At 62.5% G+C, this 20,335-nt stretch carries 20 protein-coding genes; 8 read left to right on the forward strand and 12 right to left on the reverse strand.

Annotation, left to right across the window (positions count from 1 at the left end; all coding sequences use genetic code 11):
• Positions 1-11: 11 nt before the first annotated feature.
• A complete protein-coding gene (locus tag CO667_RS03285; RefSeq protein WP_097617045.1) occupies positions 12-719 on the reverse strand; it encodes a glutathione S-transferase family protein in 708 nt (235 codons plus the stop codon).
• 114 nt (positions 720-833) lie between these two features.
• Between CO667_RS03285 and CO667_RS03290 the strand changes: the two genes are divergently transcribed.
• Positions 834-1,724, forward strand: a complete 891-nt coding sequence (locus CO667_RS03290; RefSeq protein WP_097617046.1) for a LysR family transcriptional regulator — start codon at positions 834-836, stop codon at positions 1,722-1,724.
• A gap of 105 nt (positions 1,725-1,829) precedes the next feature.
• Here CO667_RS03290 and CO667_RS03295 read toward each other — a convergent pair whose 3' ends face one another.
• Positions 1,830-3,413 carry a peptide chain release factor 3 gene (locus CO667_RS03295; protein ID WP_097617047.1) on the reverse strand — a complete coding sequence of 528 codons (1,584 nt, stop codon included), beginning with the start codon at positions 3,411-3,413 and terminating at the stop codon, positions 1,830-1,832.
• Positions 3,414-3,503: 90 nt separating this feature from the next.
• Between CO667_RS03295 and dut the strand changes: the two genes are divergently transcribed.
• Both dut and CO667_RS03305 read left to right on the forward strand, forming a co-directional pair.
• Positions 3,504-3,974, forward strand: a complete 471-nt coding sequence (gene dut / locus CO667_RS03300; RefSeq protein WP_097617048.1) for a dUTP diphosphatase — start codon at positions 3,504-3,506, stop codon at positions 3,972-3,974.
• A complete protein-coding gene (locus CO667_RS03305) occupies positions 3,974-4,873 on the forward strand; it encodes a GNAT family N-acetyltransferase (RefSeq protein ID WP_097617049.1) in 900 nt (299 codons plus the stop codon). Before dut ends, CO667_RS03305 begins: the two co-directional genes overlap by 1 nt.
• A gap of 16 nt (positions 4,874-4,889) precedes the next feature.
• On the opposite strand, the gene CO667_RS03310 is transcribed toward CO667_RS03305, so the two are convergent.
• Positions 4,890-5,354: an Lrp/AsnC family transcriptional regulator gene (locus CO667_RS03310; RefSeq protein WP_097617050.1), complete on the reverse strand. Its 465-nt coding sequence runs from the start codon at positions 5,352-5,354 to the stop codon at positions 4,890-4,892.
• A 112-nt stretch (positions 5,355-5,466) separates the two neighbouring features.
• Here CO667_RS03310 and CO667_RS03315 point away from each other — a divergent pair, with 112 nt between their 5' ends.
• On the forward strand, positions 5,467-6,369 hold the full coding sequence (locus CO667_RS03315; protein WP_097617051.1) for a DMT family transporter: 903 nt from the start codon (positions 5,467-5,469) through the stop codon (positions 6,367-6,369).
• A gap of 47 nt (positions 6,370-6,416) precedes the next feature.
• Here the strand turns inward: CO667_RS03315 and CO667_RS03320 are convergent, their stop codons facing one another.
• Positions 6,417-6,935 carry a DNA starvation/stationary phase protection protein gene (locus tag CO667_RS03320; protein ID WP_097617052.1) on the reverse strand — a complete coding sequence of 173 codons (519 nt, stop codon included), beginning with the start codon at positions 6,933-6,935 and terminating at the stop codon, positions 6,417-6,419.
• A gap of 231 nt (positions 6,936-7,166) precedes the next feature.
• Here CO667_RS03320 and CO667_RS03325 point away from each other — a divergent pair, with 231 nt between their 5' ends.
• From CO667_RS03325 to CO667_RS03335, 3 genes are all read left to right on the forward strand, one after another.
• Positions 7,167-7,784 (forward strand): LysE family translocator, encoded by a 618-nt coding sequence (locus CO667_RS03325; RefSeq protein ID WP_097617053.1) that lies wholly within the window; start codon positions 7,167-7,169, stop codon positions 7,782-7,784.
• Between the two features lie 143 nt (positions 7,785-7,927).
• Positions 7,928-8,890 (forward strand): cysteine synthase A, encoded by a 963-nt coding sequence (gene cysK, locus CO667_RS03330; RefSeq protein ID WP_097617054.1) that lies wholly within the window; start codon positions 7,928-7,930, stop codon positions 8,888-8,890.
• Between the two features lie 301 nt (positions 8,891-9,191).
• Positions 9,192-10,256 carry a DUF4037 domain-containing protein gene (locus CO667_RS03335; RefSeq protein ID WP_097617055.1) on the forward strand — a complete coding sequence of 355 codons (1,065 nt, stop codon included), beginning with the start codon at positions 9,192-9,194 and terminating at the stop codon, positions 10,254-10,256.
• Between the two features lie 19 nt (positions 10,257-10,275).
• On the opposite strand, the gene CO667_RS03340 is transcribed toward CO667_RS03335, so the two are convergent.
• The 5 genes from CO667_RS03340 to CO667_RS03360 form a co-directional block, all read right to left on the reverse strand.
• On the reverse strand, positions 10,276-11,808 hold the full coding sequence (locus CO667_RS03340; protein WP_097617056.1) for a YifB family Mg chelatase-like AAA ATPase: 1,533 nt from the start codon (positions 11,806-11,808) through the stop codon (positions 10,276-10,278).
• A 174-nt stretch (positions 11,809-11,982) separates the two neighbouring features.
• A complete protein-coding gene (gene gshB, locus CO667_RS03345) occupies positions 11,983-12,930 on the reverse strand; it encodes a glutathione synthase (protein WP_097617057.1) in 948 nt (315 codons plus the stop codon).
• Positions 12,931-13,137: 207 nt separating this feature from the next.
• Positions 13,138-14,172 carry an ABC transporter permease gene (locus tag CO667_RS03350; protein ID WP_097617058.1) on the reverse strand — a complete coding sequence of 345 codons (1,035 nt, stop codon included), beginning with the start codon at positions 14,170-14,172 and terminating at the stop codon, positions 13,138-13,140.
• Positions 14,156-15,691 carry a sugar ABC transporter ATP-binding protein gene (locus tag CO667_RS03355; protein ID WP_097617059.1) on the reverse strand — a complete coding sequence of 512 codons (1,536 nt, stop codon included), beginning with the start codon at positions 15,689-15,691 and terminating at the stop codon, positions 14,156-14,158. The genes CO667_RS03350 and CO667_RS03355 overlap by 17 nt, the downstream gene beginning before the upstream one ends.
• A gap of 141 nt (positions 15,692-15,832) precedes the next feature.
• Positions 15,833-16,816 (reverse strand): sugar ABC transporter substrate-binding protein, encoded by a 984-nt coding sequence (locus CO667_RS03360; RefSeq protein ID WP_097617060.1) that lies wholly within the window; start codon positions 16,814-16,816, stop codon positions 15,833-15,835.
• 331 nt (positions 16,817-17,147) lie between these two features.
• Here CO667_RS03360 and CO667_RS03365 point away from each other — a divergent pair, with 331 nt between their 5' ends.
• On the forward strand, positions 17,148-18,182 hold the full coding sequence (locus CO667_RS03365) for a LacI family DNA-binding transcriptional regulator (protein ID WP_097617061.1): 1,035 nt from the start codon (positions 17,148-17,150) through the stop codon (positions 18,180-18,182).
• Positions 18,183-18,211: 29 nt separating this feature from the next.
• Here CO667_RS03365 and CO667_RS03370 read toward each other — a convergent pair whose 3' ends face one another.
• The 3 genes from CO667_RS03370 to rsmI form a co-directional block, all read right to left on the reverse strand.
• Complete coding sequence (locus CO667_RS03370) at positions 18,212-18,715, reverse strand: cupin domain-containing protein (protein ID WP_097617062.1); 504 nt, start codon at positions 18,713-18,715, stop codon at positions 18,212-18,214.
• 113 nt (positions 18,716-18,828) lie between these two features.
• On the reverse strand, positions 18,829-19,197 hold the full coding sequence (locus tag CO667_RS03375) for a YraN family protein (protein ID WP_097617063.1): 369 nt from the start codon (positions 19,195-19,197) through the stop codon (positions 18,829-18,831).
• The gene (gene rsmI, locus CO667_RS03380) at positions 19,187-20,104 is read right to left on the reverse strand and encodes a 16S rRNA (cytidine(1402)-2'-O)-methyltransferase (RefSeq protein ID WP_097617064.1); all 918 of its coding nucleotides are present in this window, start codon (positions 20,102-20,104) and stop codon (positions 19,187-19,189) included. The genes CO667_RS03375 and rsmI overlap by 11 nt, the downstream gene beginning before the upstream one ends.
• Positions 20,105-20,335: the final 231 nt, after the last annotated feature.

Raw genomic sequence — 20,335 nt, forward strand, 5'->3', positions numbered from 1 at the left:
GGCCATAATTTTCAAGCCGCCTGTTTCAACAGGCCGAGCGCCTCGGCCAGATCAACCTCACCGAGGAACCCGCCGCTGCTTTTCGCCTCCTGCCGGTGCTCGATCGCATGGGCGAAACGCACGGCCGACTGCTGCTGCATGCGCTCATAGAGACGGTGCAGGCCGGGAAACTGCCGGCGGTCGACGACCTTGTGAAAATCGTTCCAGCGGGCGATGCCGACGAAATAGGCATCGGCCAGACTCGGCCCGTTGCCGAGAAGCCATTCGCGGCCGGCAAGCAGACGCTCCAGCGTATGATGCGCCTTTTCGACCCCGGCGATGCCATAGGCTGTGAGGGCCTGTTTCTGCTGCGGCTCCAGCGGATGTTCGAACGCATACCAGAGCGGGCCGAAGGCCTTGAAGAAACTGGTATTGAGGTAAGCAAGCATCTGGTTCAGCCGATCAAAGTCCTCCGACCCCTGCGCAAAGCCCAGGCCGGTGCCGATCGCACGGGCGCCGATATGGTGGAGGATCGCCATGCTTTCGCTGATCGTCCTGCCATCTTCGAGCAGCAGCGACGGGGTTTCGCCGACTGTATTGATCCTGATGTAGTCGTCGGAGGAGACCACTTCCGGCATCTCGACGCGGCAGAGCCGATAAGGCAGACCGGACCATTCCAGCGCGACGATCGAGCCGAAGGAGCAGCCTTCCGGCACGCCGTAAAACAATATGGGTGACATCAATCGTTCCTTTCAGAATTGAACCCTTTTGGACATGATCAATGTGCTGGTGTAGACGATCCTGCGGTAGAGGCTATAAATGCATCGCAACGTCTACATTGGTGGAAGATGGTCATGGCGCTTTTCAACCTCAACGATCTTCATCTCTTCGTGCAGGCCGTCGACAGCGGCAGTTTTACCGCCGCCGCCAGGCATCTCGGCATTCCGAAATCGACGGTGAGCAAACGGGTTGCCGAGCTGGAGGGACGGCTCGGCGTGCGGCTGATCCAACGCACGTCGCGCAGCTTCGCGCTGACCGAGCTCGGCCGGGAATTTTTTCAGCATGCCCAGGCCTCGATCATCGAGGCGGAGATGGCCGAGGGCATCGTGCGGCGGCATCTGGCTGAACCGGCCGGCAGCGTTCGCCTCACCGCCTCGGTGCCGACGGCGCAGTTTACCCTGACGGAACATCTGCCGGCGCTGGCTGCACGCCATCCGAAGCTCCGGCTCTCCGTGCATGTGACGGACCGCTTCGTCGACATCGTGCAGGAAGGCTTCGATATCGCGCTGCGCAGCCACCGCGGGCCGCTGCCGGATTCGGCGCTGGTGCAGCGCAAGCTCGCCAGCCACCCTTTCTTCATCCTCGCGTCGCCGGATTATGTCAGCACGCACGGGCAACCGCGCCGGCCGGAGGAACTGGCACAGCATGCGACGATCCTGACCAGCCTGACGGAGGATCAGTGGCGGCTTTATTCGGACAGCGATGAGGCTCTCGTCACGCTGCATTCCGTTATGGCGGCGGATGAGCCTTATGTCTTGATGGAAATGACCATGTCGGGGCTTGGCATTACCTGCCTGCCGACATCCGTCTGCCGGAAGGCGCTGGCAGACCGGCGGCTGGTGCGGGTGCTGCCGGACTGGACGGCCGGCAGCATCGAGACGACGATCCTGATGCCGCACCGGCGCGGCCAGTTGCCGGCAGTGCGCGCCGTCGTCGACTTCCTGGCGGAACGGCTGGGCGGTTAGAGCGGTTCAGCTTTTAACGGAAGCGAAGAACCGCTCTATCCTTTTGTTTTTACGCAATCCCGGACGGAAAACCGTTTCACACTTTTCCTGGGATTGCTTTGGTGATCACGCCGCCTTGGCGGCATGATATTCCTTGATGGCGACCATCTTGATCGCCGGATGGCGCTCGGATTCATAACGCAGCGAGAAGCCGTCCTGAGCGAGGAAGACCGGATCGCCGTCGAGATCGCGGGCGATATCGCCGCGCTTGACGGTGAGGAATTTTTCGAGATCAGCCGGCTGATCGGCTGAGATCCAGCGGCAGACGGAGAAACGCGACATTTCGAAGGAGACCGGCAGGCCGTATTCGGCCATCAGCCGCTCCTTCAAGACATCGAGCTGCAGGGCGCCGACGACGCCGACGATTGCCGGCGAGCCGTCTTCCGGCGAAAACAGCTGGACGACGCCCTCTTCGGCCATCTGCTGCAGCGCTTCCTTCAGCTTCTTCGCCTTCATCGCGTCTTCCAGGCGCACGCGTCGCAGGATCTCAGGCGAGAAGTTCGGCACACCCTGGAAGACCAGCGATTCACCCTCGGTCAGCGTATCGCCGATCCGGAGCGTCCCGTGGTTGGGAATGCCGACGACGTCACCGGCATAGGCGGTGTCGGCGAGCTGGCGCTGCGAGGCGAAGAAGAATTGCGGCGCCGTCAGGCCGAGCTGCTTGCCGGTGCGGGCAAGCCTTGCCTTCATGCCGCGCTCGAGCTTGCCGGAGCAGATGCGGGCAAAGGCGATGCGGTCGCGGTGGTTGGGATCCATATTGGCCTGGATCTTGAAGACGAAGGCCGTCATCTTGTCGTCGGTCGCGTGCACGGTCCTGGTATCGGCGACCTGATCACGCGGCGGCGGCGCGAAATCGCCGAGCGCATTGATGAGGTCGCGAACGCCGTAATTGCGCAGTGCCGAGCCGAAAAAGACAGGCGTCATATGGCCTTCCAGGAAGGCCTGGCGGTCGAACGGACGGCAGGCCTCGATCGCCAGCTCGGTCTCCTCGACGAAAGCCTGGCGTTCGTTTTCCGGCAGCTTGCCGGCCACGCTCTGCGGGCCGTTGACCGGCGTTCCCTCGACCTCGGTATCCGATCCGCGCACCGTGTTGGCGGCAATATTGTAGGAACCGCAAAAAGTCTTCGAACGGCCGATCGGCCAGGTGATCGGCGCCGTATCCAGCGCCAGCTTCTCTTCCACCTCGTCGAGGATCTCGAAGGGATCGCGGCTTTCCCTATCCATCTTGTTGATGAAGGTGATGATCGGGATATCGCGCATGCGGCAGACTTCGAAAAGCTTCAGCGTGCGCGGCTCGATACCCTTGGCGGCATCGATGACCATGACGGCGGCATCGACGGCGGTCAGCGTGCGATAGGTGTCGTCGGCGAAATCCTCGTGGCCCGGCGTGTCGAGGATGTTGAAGACATTGTCGTTATACTCGAAGGTCATCACCGAGGTGACGACCGAGATGCCGCGTTCCCGCTCGATCTTCATCCAGTCGGAGCGCGTCTGCATGCGATCCTTCTTCGCCTTGACTTCGCCGGCAAGCTGAATGGCGCCGCCGAACAGCAGCAGCTTTTCGGTGAGCGTCGTCTTGCCCGCGTCCGGGTGGGCGATAATAGCGAATGTGCGGCGGCGGGAGACCGCCTCGGCGAGACTTTCGGCCATAATGTGAATCCTGTGGAATTGCCGCTTAACTAGCGACTAAAGGCCGGCTTTGCAATTGACCTTGCCCTTCCACGCGCAAAGTAATGGGCCATGACCATTCATCACGATATCAGACCGACGCTGAACCTCATCCGCTTGGCCAACGGCGAAGGCCTCGACCTGCCCGCCTATGAAAGCAAGGGGGCGGCCGGCATGGACCTGCGCGCCGCCGTCGACGAGGCGGCCGCGCTGACACTGCTGCCCGGCAAACGGGCGCTGGTGCCGACCGGCTTCATCTTCGAAATCCCCGAAGGTTTCGAAGGACAGGTGCGGCCGCGCTCCGGCCTGGCCTTCAAGAACGGCATCACCTGCCTGAATTCGCCGGGCACCGTCGACAGCGACTATCGCGGCGAGGTGAAGGTGCTGCTTATCAATCTCGGCGAGGAACCCTTCGTCATCGAGCGCGGCATGCGCATCGCCCAGATGGTGATCGCACCGGTGACGCAGGCGCGGGTGGCCGAGATTACCGAGGCCAGCGAAACGGTGCGCGGCGCAGGCGGCTTCGGCTCCACCGGCGTCTGATGGCCGGGCGCCTCGACAGCGCTGGCCTGACCTTCCGGCAGGATTATTTCGGCGATCCCGCCGGGTGGGCGGCGCTGGTCCGCCTGCTCCAGGATATTTTCGGCATCGATATCGGGCCGTTGCAACAGCTTGGCGGCCCCGATCCCAGCAGCATACCGTTCGGCTGGTTCGACGCCGAGGGCGAGCTGGCGGCCAATCTCACGGCCTTTGCGCTGCCCTTCGTCATCAATGGCAGGATCGTCCATGCCGCCGGGCTGCAATCCGGCGCCGTGCGGCCGCCATGGCGTGGCCGCGGGCTCTATCGCGATTTGACGGTGAAGGCGCTCGACTGGTGCGAGCGGCAGGGTTTTGAAGCCGTCATCCTCTATACCGACAAGCCGTCGCTCTACGAACCCTACGGTTTCCGCGCGATAGCGCTGCACCGATACGCGGGAGCGGCGCCCGCCCCTTCAACACCAGTTGCACCCGCCCGGCTGCTTGCGCCTGCGAAGGCAGATGATCTTGTCCTGCTGCAATCGCTGCTGAAAGGACGCAGCCCGGTTTCGACCTCGCTTGCGGTCACCGTCAATGCGGCGATGTTTCTGATCAACACCCAGCTCGATCCGGATATCCGCGTCAGCTTCCTGGAAGACCGGCAGGCGGCGATCGCCTGGAAGATCGACGAGGCGGGCCGCTTCAGCCTTCTCGACGTCGTGGCGGCGGAGATGCCGCCGCTTGCGGCGATCCTCGGCGGGCTGGCGATCGCGCCTGCCGCCGTCGAGGTGCTTTTCCGTCCCGACAAGCTCGGTTGGGCGGGTGTCCCACAGCCGTTTGAAAGCGGCACGAGGCTGATGCTGCGCGGGCTCGGCGATGCCATCCCGGATTTCCCGGCGATGCTGTCGCCGATGGCGGATTTCTAGCCCCGTTTCGCCGACCTTATTTCCGACGGGAAAGCGGCGGCAGGCGGCGTTTGACGGGCGAGGCCTTGATCATCGACGTGTTGGTTTCCGCCCTTTCGGCAACCCGGTCGAGGAGGCCGTCGAGTTCGGCCATCGAGCGGATGACCAGGCGGGCGATGAAGCAATCCTCGCCCGTCACCTTGTCGCATTCGACGATTTCAGGAATGTCCTGGATGATGCGCTCGACGATGTGCAGCTGTCCCGGCAGCGGGCGCACACGCACGATCGCCTGCAGGGGATAACCGACGGCGGCGGGATCGAGATCGATGGTGAAGGCCTTGATGACGCCGCGTTCCTCCAGCCGGCGCAGCCGCTCGGCCGCACTCGGCGAAGACAGACCGACCTGCTGTGCCAGCTCCTTCAGCGAGATCCGCGCATTGCCGGCCAGCGCCTCCAGAATGGCCTGGTCGATTTCGTCGAGCGCCTGCACATCATTAGCCATGGCGATCCATTGTCCTCGTATGATTAGGCGATATCGACCATTTTCCTTTTTATCATTATATAAAATTGCTTCCCGCAGCAATATTCTCATATCATCGAAGGCGGAGGTTATCATGGGCAGCGACATCAGACGGGGCACAGTGGAAATGACGGCAGCGATGCTGATCTCGGGGACGATCGGCTGGTTCGTCGTTATGTCGGGCCAGCCCGTCAGCGGCGTGGTCTTCTGGCGCTGCCTGTTCGGCGCGCTCACCCTGCTGATCATCTGCGGTGCTCTCGGGCTGCTGCGGCCGGGCATCATCACGCTGCGCGCCTTCGGCATCGCCATTTTTGGCGGCGTCGCCATCGTCCTGAACTGGCTCTTGCTGTTTGCCTCCTATTCGCATGCGACGATCTCGATCGCGACCACGGTCTATAACACCCAGCCTTTCATGCTGCTGGTGCTCGGCGCGCTCTTTCTCGGCGAGAAGATCACCGCCACCAAGCTGTTCTGGCTGACGCTCGCCTTCGCCGGCATGGTGGCCATCGTCGAGGCAAAACCGGCGACAGGCGGGGCGATATCTGACGGTTACGGCCTCGGCATCCTGATGGCGCTCGGCGCCGCCTTCTTCTACGCGCTTGCAGCCCTTGCCGCGAAATGGCTGAAAGGTACGCCGCCGCATCTGATCGCGCTCATCCAGGTCGCAACCGGCATGCTGATGCTGGCGCCGATGACGGACTTTTCAAATCCGCCGCAAGATGCAGGAGGCTGGGCGCTCCTTATCACCGTCGGCGTCGTCCATACCGGGCTGATGTATGTGCTGCTCTACGGCGCGATCCAGAGGCTGCCGACACATCTGACCGGCGCTCTCTCCTTCATCTATCCGATCGCGGCGATCCTGGTCGACCGGCTGGCCTTCGGCCACGCGCTGCAGCCGATGCAGATCGCCGGTGCCGCGATCATCCTGCTTGCCGCCGCCGGCATGAATCTCGGCTGGACACCGCGCTGGCTGCGGCCGCGGGCGCTCCAGGGCTGAGAACCGGGCGTTCCGATAGGGATGGCTGAGACGCCCGGTTGCCGACATTACCTCTGCGGGCGCGTCGTTTCGAACAGGAACCAGGTGCGGCGTTCGCCCTCGTCGATCCAGTTTTCGATCAGGCTGGCGGTCGCGACATCATTATGCTCGTCGCAGAGGCCATGCACCTCGCGCAGCAGCGAAACGAGCTGAGCATTGTCCTCGCGCAGTTCCGACAACATGTCCTCCGGCGTGACGAAATCCGCGTCATTGTCGGCAAGGCGCTGCTGGCGGGCGATCTGGCCGATGGAGCGCAGCGTCGTGCCGCCGATCTTGCGGGCACGCTCGGCAATGTCGTCGGTCATGGCGAAGATCTGCCCGGCCTGTTCGTCGAGCAGCAGATGATAGTCGCGAAAATGCGGGCCGGACATGTGCCAGTGGAAATTCTTGGTCTTCACGTAAAGCGTAAAGACATCGGCGAGCAGCGCGGTCAACGCCGCCGAAATATCGGTGATGGCGTTGGTCGACAGGCTGGACGGCGTCTTGAGGGGCGAAAGCCTGCGGGTTTCGGCTGAGGTCGGGGACATCCATTCTCTCCTTGGTGATGAAAATCGCTACAGCGCCGCGCGTCTTCGAGAAGCGCAGCGGACGCCGAGGGCGCGCGTGCAGAGAGAAAACTAGCAAGGCCGGATCGCTTTCCAAGTGGACCATGGTTCAGCAGATCTATTCCTTATGCTTATGGACAGATCAGCGCCGATGCATTGATGAAGCCGCAACGCCTGATATAGAGAGGTCAGCCAATCCAATGGATATGACAGATGAGCCTCACCGCCCTGATCGCCTATGCCGGAGCGCTGTTCATCGCCGCGGCCATTCCCGGACCCGGGATCACCGCGATCGTCGCCCGTGCGCTCGGCTCGAATTTCCGCGAGACCTTCTTCATGGGTCTCGGCCTGGTGCTCGGCGACATGACCTATCTCACCGCCGTCATTCTCGGTCTTGCCTTCGTGGCGCAGACTTTTACCGAGGTGTTCATCGCCATCAAGATCGCCGGCGCCCTCTATCTCGGCTATATCGCCTGGAAACTCTGGACGGCGGGACTGCTGCCGCAGGATATCGCCGCGCGGAAATCCAGCAATATCGGCCTCTCCTTCCTCTCCGGCCTGCTGGTGACGCTCGGCAATCCGAAGACGATGCTGTTTTATGTCGCCCTGGCGCCGACGCTGATCGATATCGGCAATATCGGGCTGCGTGACTACGCGCTGCTGCTCGCTGTAACCTTCGTGGTGCTGATCATCGTGCTGGTGCCCTATATGCTGCTTGCCTCGCGGGCCAGGACGATGCTGAAAAAGCCGCGCGCCCTGCAGGTGCTGAACCGGGTTGCATCAGGCATCCTCGCCGGCACGGCGGCCTTCATCGCCACGCGGGCTGCCTGAAATAAACATTCGGCAAGAAACGGTTTCCAAAGGTTTTTTTCTCCCCTGATCGCCCCTGCAGGGCGAACGCGCTCTGGCCTAGAGCGGCCTTTGACCCTATTCTCCCCCGATTCCAGGGTCAGGATTTCAAAGGGAGAACACCCATGTCGCACAAGCCCGGCCGCGGCCGCATCTATTCCTCGATCACCGAGACCATCGGCGACACGCCGCTCGTGCGCTTCGACAAGCTGGCGCGGGAAAAGGGCGTCGTGGCGAACCTGATCGGCAAGCTCGAATTCTTCAACCCGATCGCCTCGGTGAAGGACCGTATCGGTGTGGCGATGATCGAGGGCCTCGAAGCGCAAGGCAAGATCACCCCCGGCAAGACGGTGCTGATCGAGCCGACCTCCGGCAATACCGGCATCGCGCTCGCCTTTGCCGCCGCCGCCAAGGGTTATCGGCTGATCCTCACCATGCCGGAAACGATGTCGGTCGAGCGCCGCAAGATGCTGGCGCTGCTCGGCGCCGAACTGGTGCTGACCGAGGGACCGAAGGGCATGAAGGGCGCCATCGCCAAGGCTGAGGAACTGGCGTCGTCGCTGCCCGATGCCGTCATCCCGCAACAGTTCGAAAATCCGGCCAATCCCGAGATCCACCGCAAGACGACGGCCGAGGAAATCTGGAACGATACCGACGGCACGGTCGACATCGTCGTCTCCGGCATCGGCACCGGCGGCACGATCACCGGCGTCGGCCAGGTGCTGAAGAGCCGCAAGCCCGAGATCAAGATCATCGCCGTCGAGCCGGCCGATTCACCGATCCTGTCGGGCGGCAATCCCGGCCCGCACAAAATCCAGGGCATCGGCGCCGGCTTCGCGCCGAAGATCCTCGATACCGGCATCTATGACGAGGTCGTCACCGTGACCAATGACGAAGCCTTCGAACAGGCGCGCCTCGTCGCAAGGCTCGAAGGCGTCCCGGTCGGAATCTCCTCAGGTGCGGCACTGACGGCGGCGATCAAGGTTGGCGTCCGTCCCGAGAACGCCGGCAAGAACATCGTCATCATCATCCCCTCCTTCGCCGAGCGTTATCTCTCGACGGCACTGTTCGAGGGGCTGGGGAGCTGAGGTAGGGTTTCGGCCAGGCTTTTCCGGTCACTCATCTTCGCAGGATATCGGGTCCGCTTCGGCGCTCCGTGAGCTGCTGATAAAGTCGGCCCACTCCTCTTTCGTCATGCTCGGGCTTGTCCCGAGCATCTGCAGCCAGTTGATATGCAGCAGATCCTCGGCACAAGGCCGAGGATGACGCCGAGTAAAGAACGAGGTTGTCAACGAACTGCCGGAGCGCCTTCGGCGCCGTCCATTACGTTGGCCCTCTGGGGGCGTCTGTGTTCCTATCGTAATGGCATCAAGACCACGGTGAGACGTCATGCAGGGGATCGAGTTATCACGCGGTTTCTATACCGATATCGTTCGGCCCTGGCTGAGCGAGGCTGCGCCGGAACTCCGCTATTCCGCAGCGCTGATCGGCTATGGCTCGGAGCTACTCGGTTTTGACGACGACGTTTCCAAGGACCACAACTGGGGGCCGCGCGTCCACATCTTCCTAAGCCGGGATGACTTCAACAATTGCGCACCGCGACTGGTCGATGAATTTTCCAAAGTCGCACCGGCTCACTATCTTGGCGAGCCGATCGGCTGGCGCAGCCGACCACATCCGCCGGCAAATGGCGCCGAGACAATCGGAGCGCTCGAACACGGGCTGGAGTTTCATACGCTCAAAGCACTGTTGGAAGGCCACTTCGCGGTTCGATCAGTGAAAAACCTCAACGCTCTTCAATGGCTGGGCTTTGCAGAGCAAAAGCTTCTCGCCTTTACATCAGGTGCGGTCTTTCATGATGACGATAGCCGCTTGAGCCAGGCCCGTGATCGCCTGGGGTATTTCCCAGATGATGTGTGGCTCTACAAGATTGCGTGTCAGTGGCGGCGCATCGCCGAAGAGCAGGCATTTGTCGGTCGCGCAGGACAAGTCGGAGACGACCTGGGTTCGCGGATCATCGCCGCGCGGCTGGTGCGGGACGTAATGAGAATGGGGTTTCTGCTCGAGCGACGGTACGCCCCCTATTCAAAGTGGCTCGGCAGCAGCTTTGCCAGGCTCCCCATCGCAGAGCCCCTCTCGCCTCACCTGCAGCGGGCCTTACTTTCGGGTGAATGGACGGAGCGAGAGGACGCACTCGCTTCGGCTTACCTGGAACTGGCGCACAGGCAAAATGCGATCGGCATCGCCCCCTTCGAGCCGATCGTGGGTCCATACCATGACCGGCCATTTACGACCATCAATGCTGGCGATGCGGTCGAGGCCACACATTCGGCGATCGCGGATGCGTGGATCAAACAGTTGCCGATTGTCGGCTCTTTGGATCAGGTCAGCGACCTTACGCCCCTGCTTGAGGACGCTAAGCTCTCTCAAAGAATGATGAACCAATTGAGCTGATCGCTCTGTTTCGCGTCTCTCACGCCGCAGCCGTCAGGCGTTCACCCGCGATGCGGTAGGAGATCGCTTCAGCGAGATGGATGCGGCCAACGGTCGGTTTGCCGTCGAGATCGGCGAGCGTGCGGGCGACCTTGAGGACGCGGTGGTAGCCGCGGGCGGAGAATTTCATTTTTTCGGCGGCGTCGCGCAACAGCTGCAGGCCGCTGGCGTCGGGCTCGGCCAGTTTCTCGATCATCGCGGTGGAGCAGCGGGCATTGGTGCCGATGCCTTTTGCCCCGGCCGCCTCGAAGCGCTGCTGCTGGATTTCGCGGGCGCGGGCGACGCGGCGGGCGACGTCGGCGCTGGCCTCGGCCGCCATCGGCCGGATCAGATCGGCGGCGGAGACGGCCGGTACGTCGATGCGGATATCGATGCGGTCCATCAGCGGGCCGGAGATGCGGGCCTGGTAATCGCTCATGCAGCGCGGGCCGCGGGCGCAGCTATGGCCGGGTTCGCCGGCCATGCCGCAGCGGCAAGGGTTCATCGCCGCGATCAGCTGGAATTTCGCCGGATAGGAAACGCGGTGATTGGCACGGGCAATGACGCATTCGCCGCCTTCGAGCGGCTGGCGCAGCGCATCCAGCGCCTGCGGCGTGAATTCGGGAAACTCGTCGAGAAACAGCACGCCGTGATGGGCAAGCGAGGCTTCGCCGGGACGGGCGCGCAGGCCGCCGCCGACGAGGGCTGCCATGGTGGCGGAATGATGCGGGGTGCGGAAGGGCCGGCGATCGGAAAGCTTGCCGCCGGAGAGCTGGCCGGCGATCGAATGGACCATCGAGACTTCCAGCAGCTCGGCGGCCGACAGCGGCGGCAGGATCGACGGCAGCCTGGCCGCCAGCATCGACTTGCCGGAACCGGGAGGGCCGACCATCAAGAGATTATGGCCGCCGGCGGCGGCCACCTCGAGCGCGCGCTTGGCGCTTTCCTGGCCCTTGATCTCGGCAAGATCCGGCAGGTTGGCGGCATTGGCGCGGATCGACGGCTCCGGCCGCGACAGCACCTGCGTGCCGCGGAAATGATTGGCAAGGGCAATCAGGCTGCGGGGTGCGAGGATGTCGACATCGGCGCCGGCCCAGGCGGCTTCGGCGCCACTTTCGGCCGGGCAGATCAGCCCCTTACCGAGCGCATTGGCGCCGATCGCGGCCGGCAGCGCGCCTGCAATGGCGGCGATCGTGCCATCGAGGTTGAGCTCGCCGACGACGACAAAATCCGACAGCGCATCGGCGGGAATGGCGCCGAGGGCAGCCATCAAAGCGAGTGCGATCGGCAGATCGAAATGCGAGCCTTCCTTCGGCAGATCGGCAGGCGCCAGATTGACGGTCACCCGCTTTCCCGGCAGCGCCAGGCCGGAGGCATGAAGGGCTGCCTGCACGCGCTCACGGCTTTCGGCCACCGCCTTGTCGGGCAGGCCGACGATCTGCATACCGATCTTGCCGGGAGCGACCATGACCTGGACCTCGACCGGCACACCTTCGATGCCCTGAAATGCCACCGTACTGACACGCGCAACCATATGCCCATCCCTTGCCCGCAAACTCTTATAGCGCCTGCAACCCTTCAGGGCCAGCGGTTGCAATCTGGCACGGAAGCAGGAATAAAACAAGAACAATCAAGGAACGCAGTCAGATGTACATTGTGCCCGGGGTTGTACCCGGTCATAGCAGGCGCGTGGGGTTACCAGGCGAGATCAGCCGCGCTTGCGCTCGATCGCGTCCCAGAGCAAGCTCGCAATATCGGCGCCGCCGAACTTCCTGACCTCGCGGATGCCTGTCGGCGAGGTGACGTTGATCTCGGTCATGTAATCGCCGATCACATCGATGCCGACGAGCAGGAAGCCGCGTTCTCTGAGCGCCGGGCCGATGCGGGCGCAGATTTCGCTTTCGCGCGGCGTCAGTTCGGTCGCCTCGGCGCGGCCGCCGACATGCATGTTGGAACGGCTGTCGTGTTCGGCCGGAACGCGGTTGATGGCGCCGGCAAATTCGCCATCGACCAGGATGATGCGTTTGTCGCCCTTGCGCACGTCGGGCAGGTATTGCTGGGCGATGAAGGGCTCGCGGAACAGCTGGCCGAACATTTCGAGCAGCGAGGAGAGGTTGCGGTCGTCGCGGGTCGAATGGAAGACGCCGGCGCCGCCATTGCCGTAGAGCGGCTTGAGGATGATGTCGCCCATCTCGTCGCGGAAGCGGCGGATCTCGGCGGGGTCCTTGGTGATCAGCGTCTTCGGCATCAGGTCGGCAAATTCGGTGACGAAGATCTTCTCCGGCGAATTGCGCACCCAGGCCGGATCGTTGACAACAAGCGTCTTCGGATGGATGCGCTCGAGCAGATGCGTCGAGGTGATATAGGCCATGTCGAAGGGCGGATCCTGGCGCAGCAGCACGACATCCATGGTCGAGAGGTCGACGCGCTCGGGCGTGCCAAGTTCGAAGTGATCACCCTTGACGTCGCGCAGCAGCATCGGCTCGACGCTGGCAAAGAGCTTGCCGTCGCGGAAGCTCAGGCGGTCGGGGGTGTAATGGAACAGCCGGTAGCCGCGGGCCTGGGCTTCCAGGCTCATGGCGAAGGTGGAATCACCTGCGATATTGATGCCTTCGACATGGTCCATCTGGACCGCTACATTGGTGATCTTGGCCATTTCCGTCCCTTCCTGACTGCCGGACAGATGTAGGTCGGCCAGGGCTCAAACGCAACGGCCAATCAAGGGCCTAGCACTCCTGACTAGAGCGCTTCAGCTTTTCACGGAAACGCAGAACCGCTCTAACTTTTTGTTTTACACAATTCCCGGCAAAAGCGCTTCGCGCTTTGCCTGGGAAAACCGCTTCGCACTTTTCCTGGAATTGCTCTAACGCGTCTCAAGGATCCGCATCAGCCGGCCGCGATAGCTGTCGAGAATGACGGCGAGCACGATGACGGCGCCGATGACGATCGGCTTGATGTTGTCGTCGGCGCCCAAGAGCTGCAATCCGGTCGACAGCACCTGCAGAATGCAGGCGCCGACCAGCGTGCCGACGATCGAGCCCTTGCCGCCCGAGAGGCTGGTGCCGCCGATGATGACGGCGGCGATGGCATTCAGCTCATAGCCGATGCCGGCAACCGGGCTGCCGACATTGAGACGGAGCAGATAGACCATGGCGGCGATGCCGGCGGTCAGCCCGGAGATGGTGAAGACCGCGATCTTGTATCGTTTCGGCTGATGCCCGGACAGCCGGACAGCCTCTTCATTGGTGCCGATCGCAAAGACGAAACGGCCGAAGACGGTGTAGCGCAGCACGAACCAGCCGATCAGGACGACGACGATCGCAATCAGGAAGATCGACGGAAAGATGCCCCAGAAGATCAGGTTGCCGAAATCGACGAAAGGCTGCGGCAGGCCTGTGATCGTCGAATTGTCGCTGACGACGCGGGCCAGGCCGCTGGCGACGTTCAGCATGCCGAGGGTGACGATGAAGGACGGAAGCTTCCATTTCTCGCAGATCCAGCCGTTGACCGCGCCAAGGATGGCGCCGGTGCCCATCGAGGCCAGACAGGCGAGAATGATCGCCTGCCATGGCGAAAACGCCGGATTGATCATGATCGTCGCACCGATGACGGTGCAAAGGGCAAGCAGCGAGCCGACGGAGAGATCGATGCCGCCGACGAGGATGACGAAGGTCATGCCCGCAGCCAGCACGGTGTTGATGGCGATCTGCACGAAGATCTTCAGAAAATTCTCCGGCGTCGCGAAATAGGGCGCCGTCGCCGAGAAAAACGCCAGGATCAGAATGAGGGCGATGGCGACGCCCGCTTCCTTCATCGAGATCCGGAGCAGCTTGTCCCAGACGCTCGTCTCTTTCGCCCCAGTTTTCGCCTCGGTCTGTTTTTCAATGTTGGCGGACACGGCTGTACTCCTTGTAGGCGAGCGAAAGGATCCTGCTTTCGTCAAATTGTTCCCGGGCTATTTCACCTGATATCTTGCCGTCGGAAAAGACGATGATGCGATGGCAGATGCCCATCAGCTCCGGCAGATCCGAAGAGACGACCAGGACACCTTTGCCTTCGGCCGCGAATTTCCACAGAAGCTCATAAATCTCGGCCTTGGCGCCGACGTCGATGCCGCGGGTCGGCTCATCGAAAATCAGCACTTTGGGGCCGCGGAACAGCCATTTGGCGATGACGACCTTCTGCTGATTGCCGCCGGAAAAGGTCCGGACGGCCTGATGGATGGACGGGGTCTTGATCCTGAGCTCGCGTACGAGGCGCTGCGCGTGATCATTCTCGGCCTTCCCGATGATCAGGCCGTTGCGGGAGATCTTGTCGAGAGCGGTGATGGTGGCGTTTTCGGCGCAGCTCATGTCGAGCATCAGGCCCTGCATCTTGCGGTCTTCGGTCGCCAGGCACAGCCCGGCGGCAACCGCATCCTTGGGCGAATTGATCTCGACCGGTTCTCCGTTCAGGCGGATCTCGCCTGATGCCTTGACATCGGCGCCGAACAGGGCGCGAACCGCCTCGGTGCGTCCGCTGCCGACGAGGCCGGCAATGCCGACAATCTCTCCCTTTGCCACGGAAAAGGACAGTTCCGGACTATGGCGCGTCACCTTGAGGCCGGAAACGCCGAGCGCCTCGCCTGAAACGGTGCTGTCGCCTTTAAAAATGCCGTGATCGGAAAGCTTGCGCCCGACCATCAGTTCGACGATCTCAGGGATGCCGAGTCCTGCGAGCGGCCGGGTGATCACGTGCTGGCCGTCGCGCAGCACCGTCACATCGTCGCCGACCTCGAAGATCTCCTCCAGCCGGTGCGAGATGTAGAGGGTGGTGACGCCACGCTGCTTCAGGCGCTTCAGAATTTCAAAGAGGCGATCGACTTCCTTGGAGGTCAGCGTCGCCGTCGGTTCGTCGAGAACGAGAAGCTTGCTTTCGTAGCAAAGCGCCTTGGCGATCTCGACCAGCTGCAGCTGCGCGACGCTGAGGCGGCTGGCGAGTGTCGTCGGGGCGACGTCGAGGCCGACCTCATCCAGCAGTTCCGCCGCTCTGGCGTTCATCGCCTTGTAGTTCACCAGGCCGTATCGGCGCGGCAGATGCTCGAACAGCAGGTTTTCAGCAACCGTCAGGTTGGACAGCGGGTGCAGCTCCTGGTGAATGACCCGGATGCCCGCCCTGAACGCCTCCAGCGGCGAGGACGGATGATAAGGCTTGCCGTCAAACAGGATATGGCCCTCATCCGGCCTGAAGACGCCGCCGAGCAGATTGATCAGGGTCGATTTTCCGGCGCCGTTCTCGCCAAGGAGAACGTGCCCCTTGCCACGGCCGATCCGCATGGAGACATCCTTGAGCGCCACGACGCCGGGGAAGCGCTTGCCGATCCCCTCCAGCCTCAGAATGTCGTCATCTGCTGTGTCTGACACGGCGACCTCATGCATGGTCTCTTCAATCCCCCGCGCAACACGCATCGGAGAGGCCCGAAACGAGCCTCACCCGGAGCGATCAACGCGTCAATCGATTGGTGGCGATGGCGTCGGCCGACAGCCGGCGCCACGTTTGCTTTGGAGCCGGCAATCCGACTATTTCAGATCGGCTGCCGTGACCAGCTTGACGTCGGTCTTGACCCAGCCGGTGAATTTTTCGCCGGCCAGTTCGCGCATGCCATAGTCGATGCCCATGACCGCCATCTGCGCGCCATACTGCTCGACTGTCGCAAGCATCTTGCCGTCCTTGATCAGCGGCTGCACCGGCGGGATGTTGTCGAAGCCGACAACCTTGATCTTGCCGGCCTGGCCGGCCGCGTCGAGAGCCTTGACGACGCCGAGAGCCATGGAGTCGTTGGCGGCCATCACACCTTGAATATCCTTATACTTCGTCAGGAAATTCGTCATGACGGTGTTGGCTTCTTCCGTCTCCCAATGGGCGGTCTTGCTGTCGAGAAGCTCGAGCTTGCCAGACTTGACGGAATCCACGAAGCCTTCCTTGCGCTCCTTGGCATTGTCGGCCTCGGGGTTGCCCTCGAGGATGACGACCTTGGCGCCGGGGCCCAGATCCTTGGCAAGCGCATCGCCTGCAAGCTTTGCCCCTTCCTTGTTGTCAGGCCCGAAGAAAGCCAGATCGATCCCGGCCTTCTTCTTGGCATCGGCATCGAGCGGCACATCGATGTTGATGACCTTGACGCCGGCCTTCACGGCCTTTGCCAGCGGCGTCGCCATCGCCTTGGAATCAGCGGGTGCTACGACGATGATATCGTATTTCTGGGTGACGAAGTTTTCGACGGCATCGACCTGCGAGGCGAAATCGCGCTCGTCCTTCATGCCGACGGCCTTGAAGTCGAACTTGTCCTTGTTCTCGGCCGCATATTTGTCGGCGCCGGCCTTCATCTGCTTGAAGAACTCATTGGACAAGGATTTCATGATCAGGCCGACCTTCGGCTTGTCGGCCGCGAAGGCAGGCGACACGCCGCAGGACAGCGCCAGCACCAATGTGCCGGCAAGCCCGAGCTTCAAGGCCGCACGGCGCGGCGCACTGATCATGACGGATTCACGCTTAGAATTGGACATTTTTTCCTCCCGAACGGCTCTGGGCTCAGCTCCATCTGAGTTGCCCGCGGCAATGAACCGTTTCCAACGACATCTGGGTAGCACGCCCTCCAAAATTGTCAAGCGGCCGAAAAGTCGACCGGGCGATATGCTGGATCGCTATATCGGACACGTATTGACATGCGCGCGATGAACCGTTTCCATAGAACGCCTTGCGGAACTTTGCATGCAAGTTCAGCCGTCGAAATCGCCACCTCTTTGACTAGGGAGCTGAAGACCATTAGTTGAAAGCCTCGATCCGGCCTCCCTGGGCGTTTTTCGAAGGCGAAGATGAAGGACCACTGTTTCTGTGATGTCAAAGGTCGGGATTAGGGACGTTGCCAAGCTTGCGGGAGTTTCAACCGGCACCGTTTCCAGGGTTTTGAACGATCATCCCTCGGTGACGAAGGAATTGCGGGCGCGCGTCGGAGGGATCATCAAAGACCTCGGCTATACGCCCGACCCGTCGGCCAGAAGCATGCGCAGCAAGGTCAGCCGGCTGATCGGCATCGTCATTCCGGATCTGACCAATCCGTTCTTTGCCGAGCTTGTCCAATCGGCGGAACAGGCCGCGGCCAATCACGGCTACAACATCATCGTCATGACGTCCTTCGATCATGCGGCCAAGGAGGCCGACCGCATCAGTCAGCTGACGAGCCGGAAGGTCGACGGCATCATGCTCGTTCCCAGCAATGATTTCCATCGGATCAAGCTGCCGAAGGGCGTGCCGATCGTCGTCGTCGACCGCCTGATGCCGGGATATTCCGGCATTGCCGCCGATCACCGCAACGGCGTTCGTCTTGGCGTCGAGCATCTTCTGAAGCTCGGCCATCGCCGCATCGGCTTCATCTCGGGGCCTGGGCACTCCGTCCCCGCCAATGATCGCCTCAGGGGCTATCTCGACGCAATGGAACAGGCGGGGGAACAGGCGGGGGAGCAAACGGATGGCGGCACGAAAACGGCCGGGCCACCACTAATTGCCGAGGCGGCTTTCGACTATGAGAGCGGCCGCTCGGCGGGAAATTACCTTCTGGCCCGCGCCCGCAACGAGCGGCCGACGGCGATCTTTGCAAGCTCGGACCAGCAGGCGATCGGCTGCATGCGGGCAGCCCACGATCTCGGTATCCCGGTCCCTGCCGCTCTTTCGATCGTCGGCTTCGACGGTATCCCGCTCGCCAGCATGACGACGCCGCGGCTGACGACGGTGAAGCAGCCGATCCAAGACATGGCCGCAGCCGCCGTCGCCGTTCTCTTGAACAAGCAGACTGCGCCCGAGCTCGACAATCCGATCCTGTTTGCCTGCGAGGTTTTAAAAGGCGAAACGACCGCCCCGCCCCAGCCGGATTAGCGTGTGACCTTGAAAATCGAAGTCGCTCATCAGGCGGCGATGCCCTGGTTGCCGCCATTGCGCAGCATGTTGCGCAGGCGGTAGGCGATCGCCAAGGGTTTCGGGAAGGGCTTGCGGAGGAAAGCGACCTTGCGGACGTAATTGTCGACCCGCCAGCTCGCCCAGGTGCCACCGGCGAAAAAGGCGACGTCGCCGGCGCTGAGTGTGCGCTCGGTGCCGTCCTCGGCAGTGATATGGACCTCGCCTTCGAGGATCATCACGGTCTCGTCCCAGCCGAAATACCAGCGGAATTCGCCCGCCGTGCAATCCCAGATCGCCGTCAGCGACGCCTCGTCATGGCCGCGCGAATGTTCGGCGGTGCGCGCCTGCGGATTGCCGCTGACGATCCAGTCCGGATTGATCGGCGAGGATTTCAGCGGCAGCAGGTCGCTTGCATGGGCGATGAAGGATTTCCCGGCCGGCTTCGCCACGGCATAAGGCACCGAGCGCGCGGCCATGGCGACCGCACTTGCAAGCATCAGCTTCCAGGCCATGAAACAATCCCCAATTGTTATCCCTGCCGAGGGGATAGCAGAGAGTCGTAAGAAGCTGGTTCACGCGGGGACTAAAATTTTAACGATCCCGAAGACCGATGGGTCGAAAGAGGTCAGAAAGCATCGATAAAATGCCGCGGCAGCCGGCCGGGCATGACCGCCACGATATCATAGCGCTGGGACAGGCGGGCCTGATCGGCCTGGCGCGCAAGCCAGAGATCGCTTGCCGCCCGTATCCGTTTCTGGGCGAAGACGGAGACGGCGTCGACGGCCGCAGCCTCGCCATGGCGGGCCTTGACCTCGACGAAGACGGCGAGATCGCCCTTGCGGGCAATGATATCGATCTCGCCGAGCCGGGTGCGGTGGCGCAGCGCCAGGATGCGGTAGCCCTTCAGCATGAGGAAGACGGCCGCGACATATTCCGACATGCGGCCGCGGCGCAACGCCTTCCTCCTGATGGCGGTGAGGTCGCTATCGGCCATCGGCGCCCTTCAATTCCAGCAGGCGCTGATAGAGCACCTTGCGCGGCAGGCCGGTGAGGCGGGCGGCTTCCGTCGCCGCCTTGGCCGTCGGCATTGATTTCGACAGATCCGCCAGCACGGCTTCGACATCGGCCTCATCAGCCTCGACAGGCTCCGGCGGACCGATGACGAGGACGATCTCGCCCTTGACGTTTTCCACCTGCTGATAATGGGCGGCGAGGTCGGCAAGCGTGCCGCGGCGGAACTCCTCGTAGGTCTTGGTCAGCTCGCGGCAGACGGAGGCCGGCCGCGTTGCTCCGAGCACATCGGCGGCGGCGAGAAGCGTCGCACCGATGCGATGCGGCGATTCAAAGAAGATCAGCGTCGCCGGGGCTGCGGCCAATTCACCGAGACGGTCGCGGCGGGCCTTGTCCTTGACCGGCAGGAAACCGGCGAAAAGAAAGGCATCGTTCGGCAGGCCGGAGCCGACCAGGGCTGCGAGCGGCGCCGAGGCGCCGGGAATGGGAATGACGCGGTAACCCGCCGCAATCGCCTGCTGCGCCAGCCGATAACCGGGATCGGAAACCAGCGGTGTGCCGGCATCGGACACCAACGCCACCGAACGGCCGGCTTCGAGCGCCTGCAGCAATCGCGGACCGGCCTCGTCGGCATTGTACTCGTGATACGAAAAGGGACGGTTCTGGATGCCGTAGCGGTCGAGCAGCACGCGGGTGACACGGGTATCCTCGCAGGCGAGCACATCGGCGCCGGCCAGCGTTTCCAGCGCGCGCAGCGTGATGTCGCCGAGATTGCCGATCGGGGTGGCGACGAGATAAAGCGCCGGCTCCAGCGGCCGGGCCGGCACCGTTGCATTGTGCAGGCGGAAGCTTCGCCGGGTGGCTGCTTCCGCTGTCGTTTCCTCATTCATGCCATTTGCTTTCGTCCCGCCGTCATCGAACTCTTATGGGCGAGCGGCAGCGCTTCGGCAAGGGTTCGGATTTCTGTGAGCATTGCTCCGGAAAACCTGAAATGCAGGCGCTTGGCCGTGCATGCCTCTTGCAAAGCAATGCTGAAGTCTGCCATTTTGCCGGTCCACTCCCCCGGTCTCAGGGCCGGGACAGCATTCTTCGGGTGCTCGATGCGCCCGGACAGTCACGGT

The sequence above is a fragment of the Rhizobium sp. L43 genome (assembly GCF_002531725.1).
Lineage (GTDB): Bacteria > Pseudomonadota > Alphaproteobacteria > Rhizobiales > Rhizobiaceae > Rhizobium.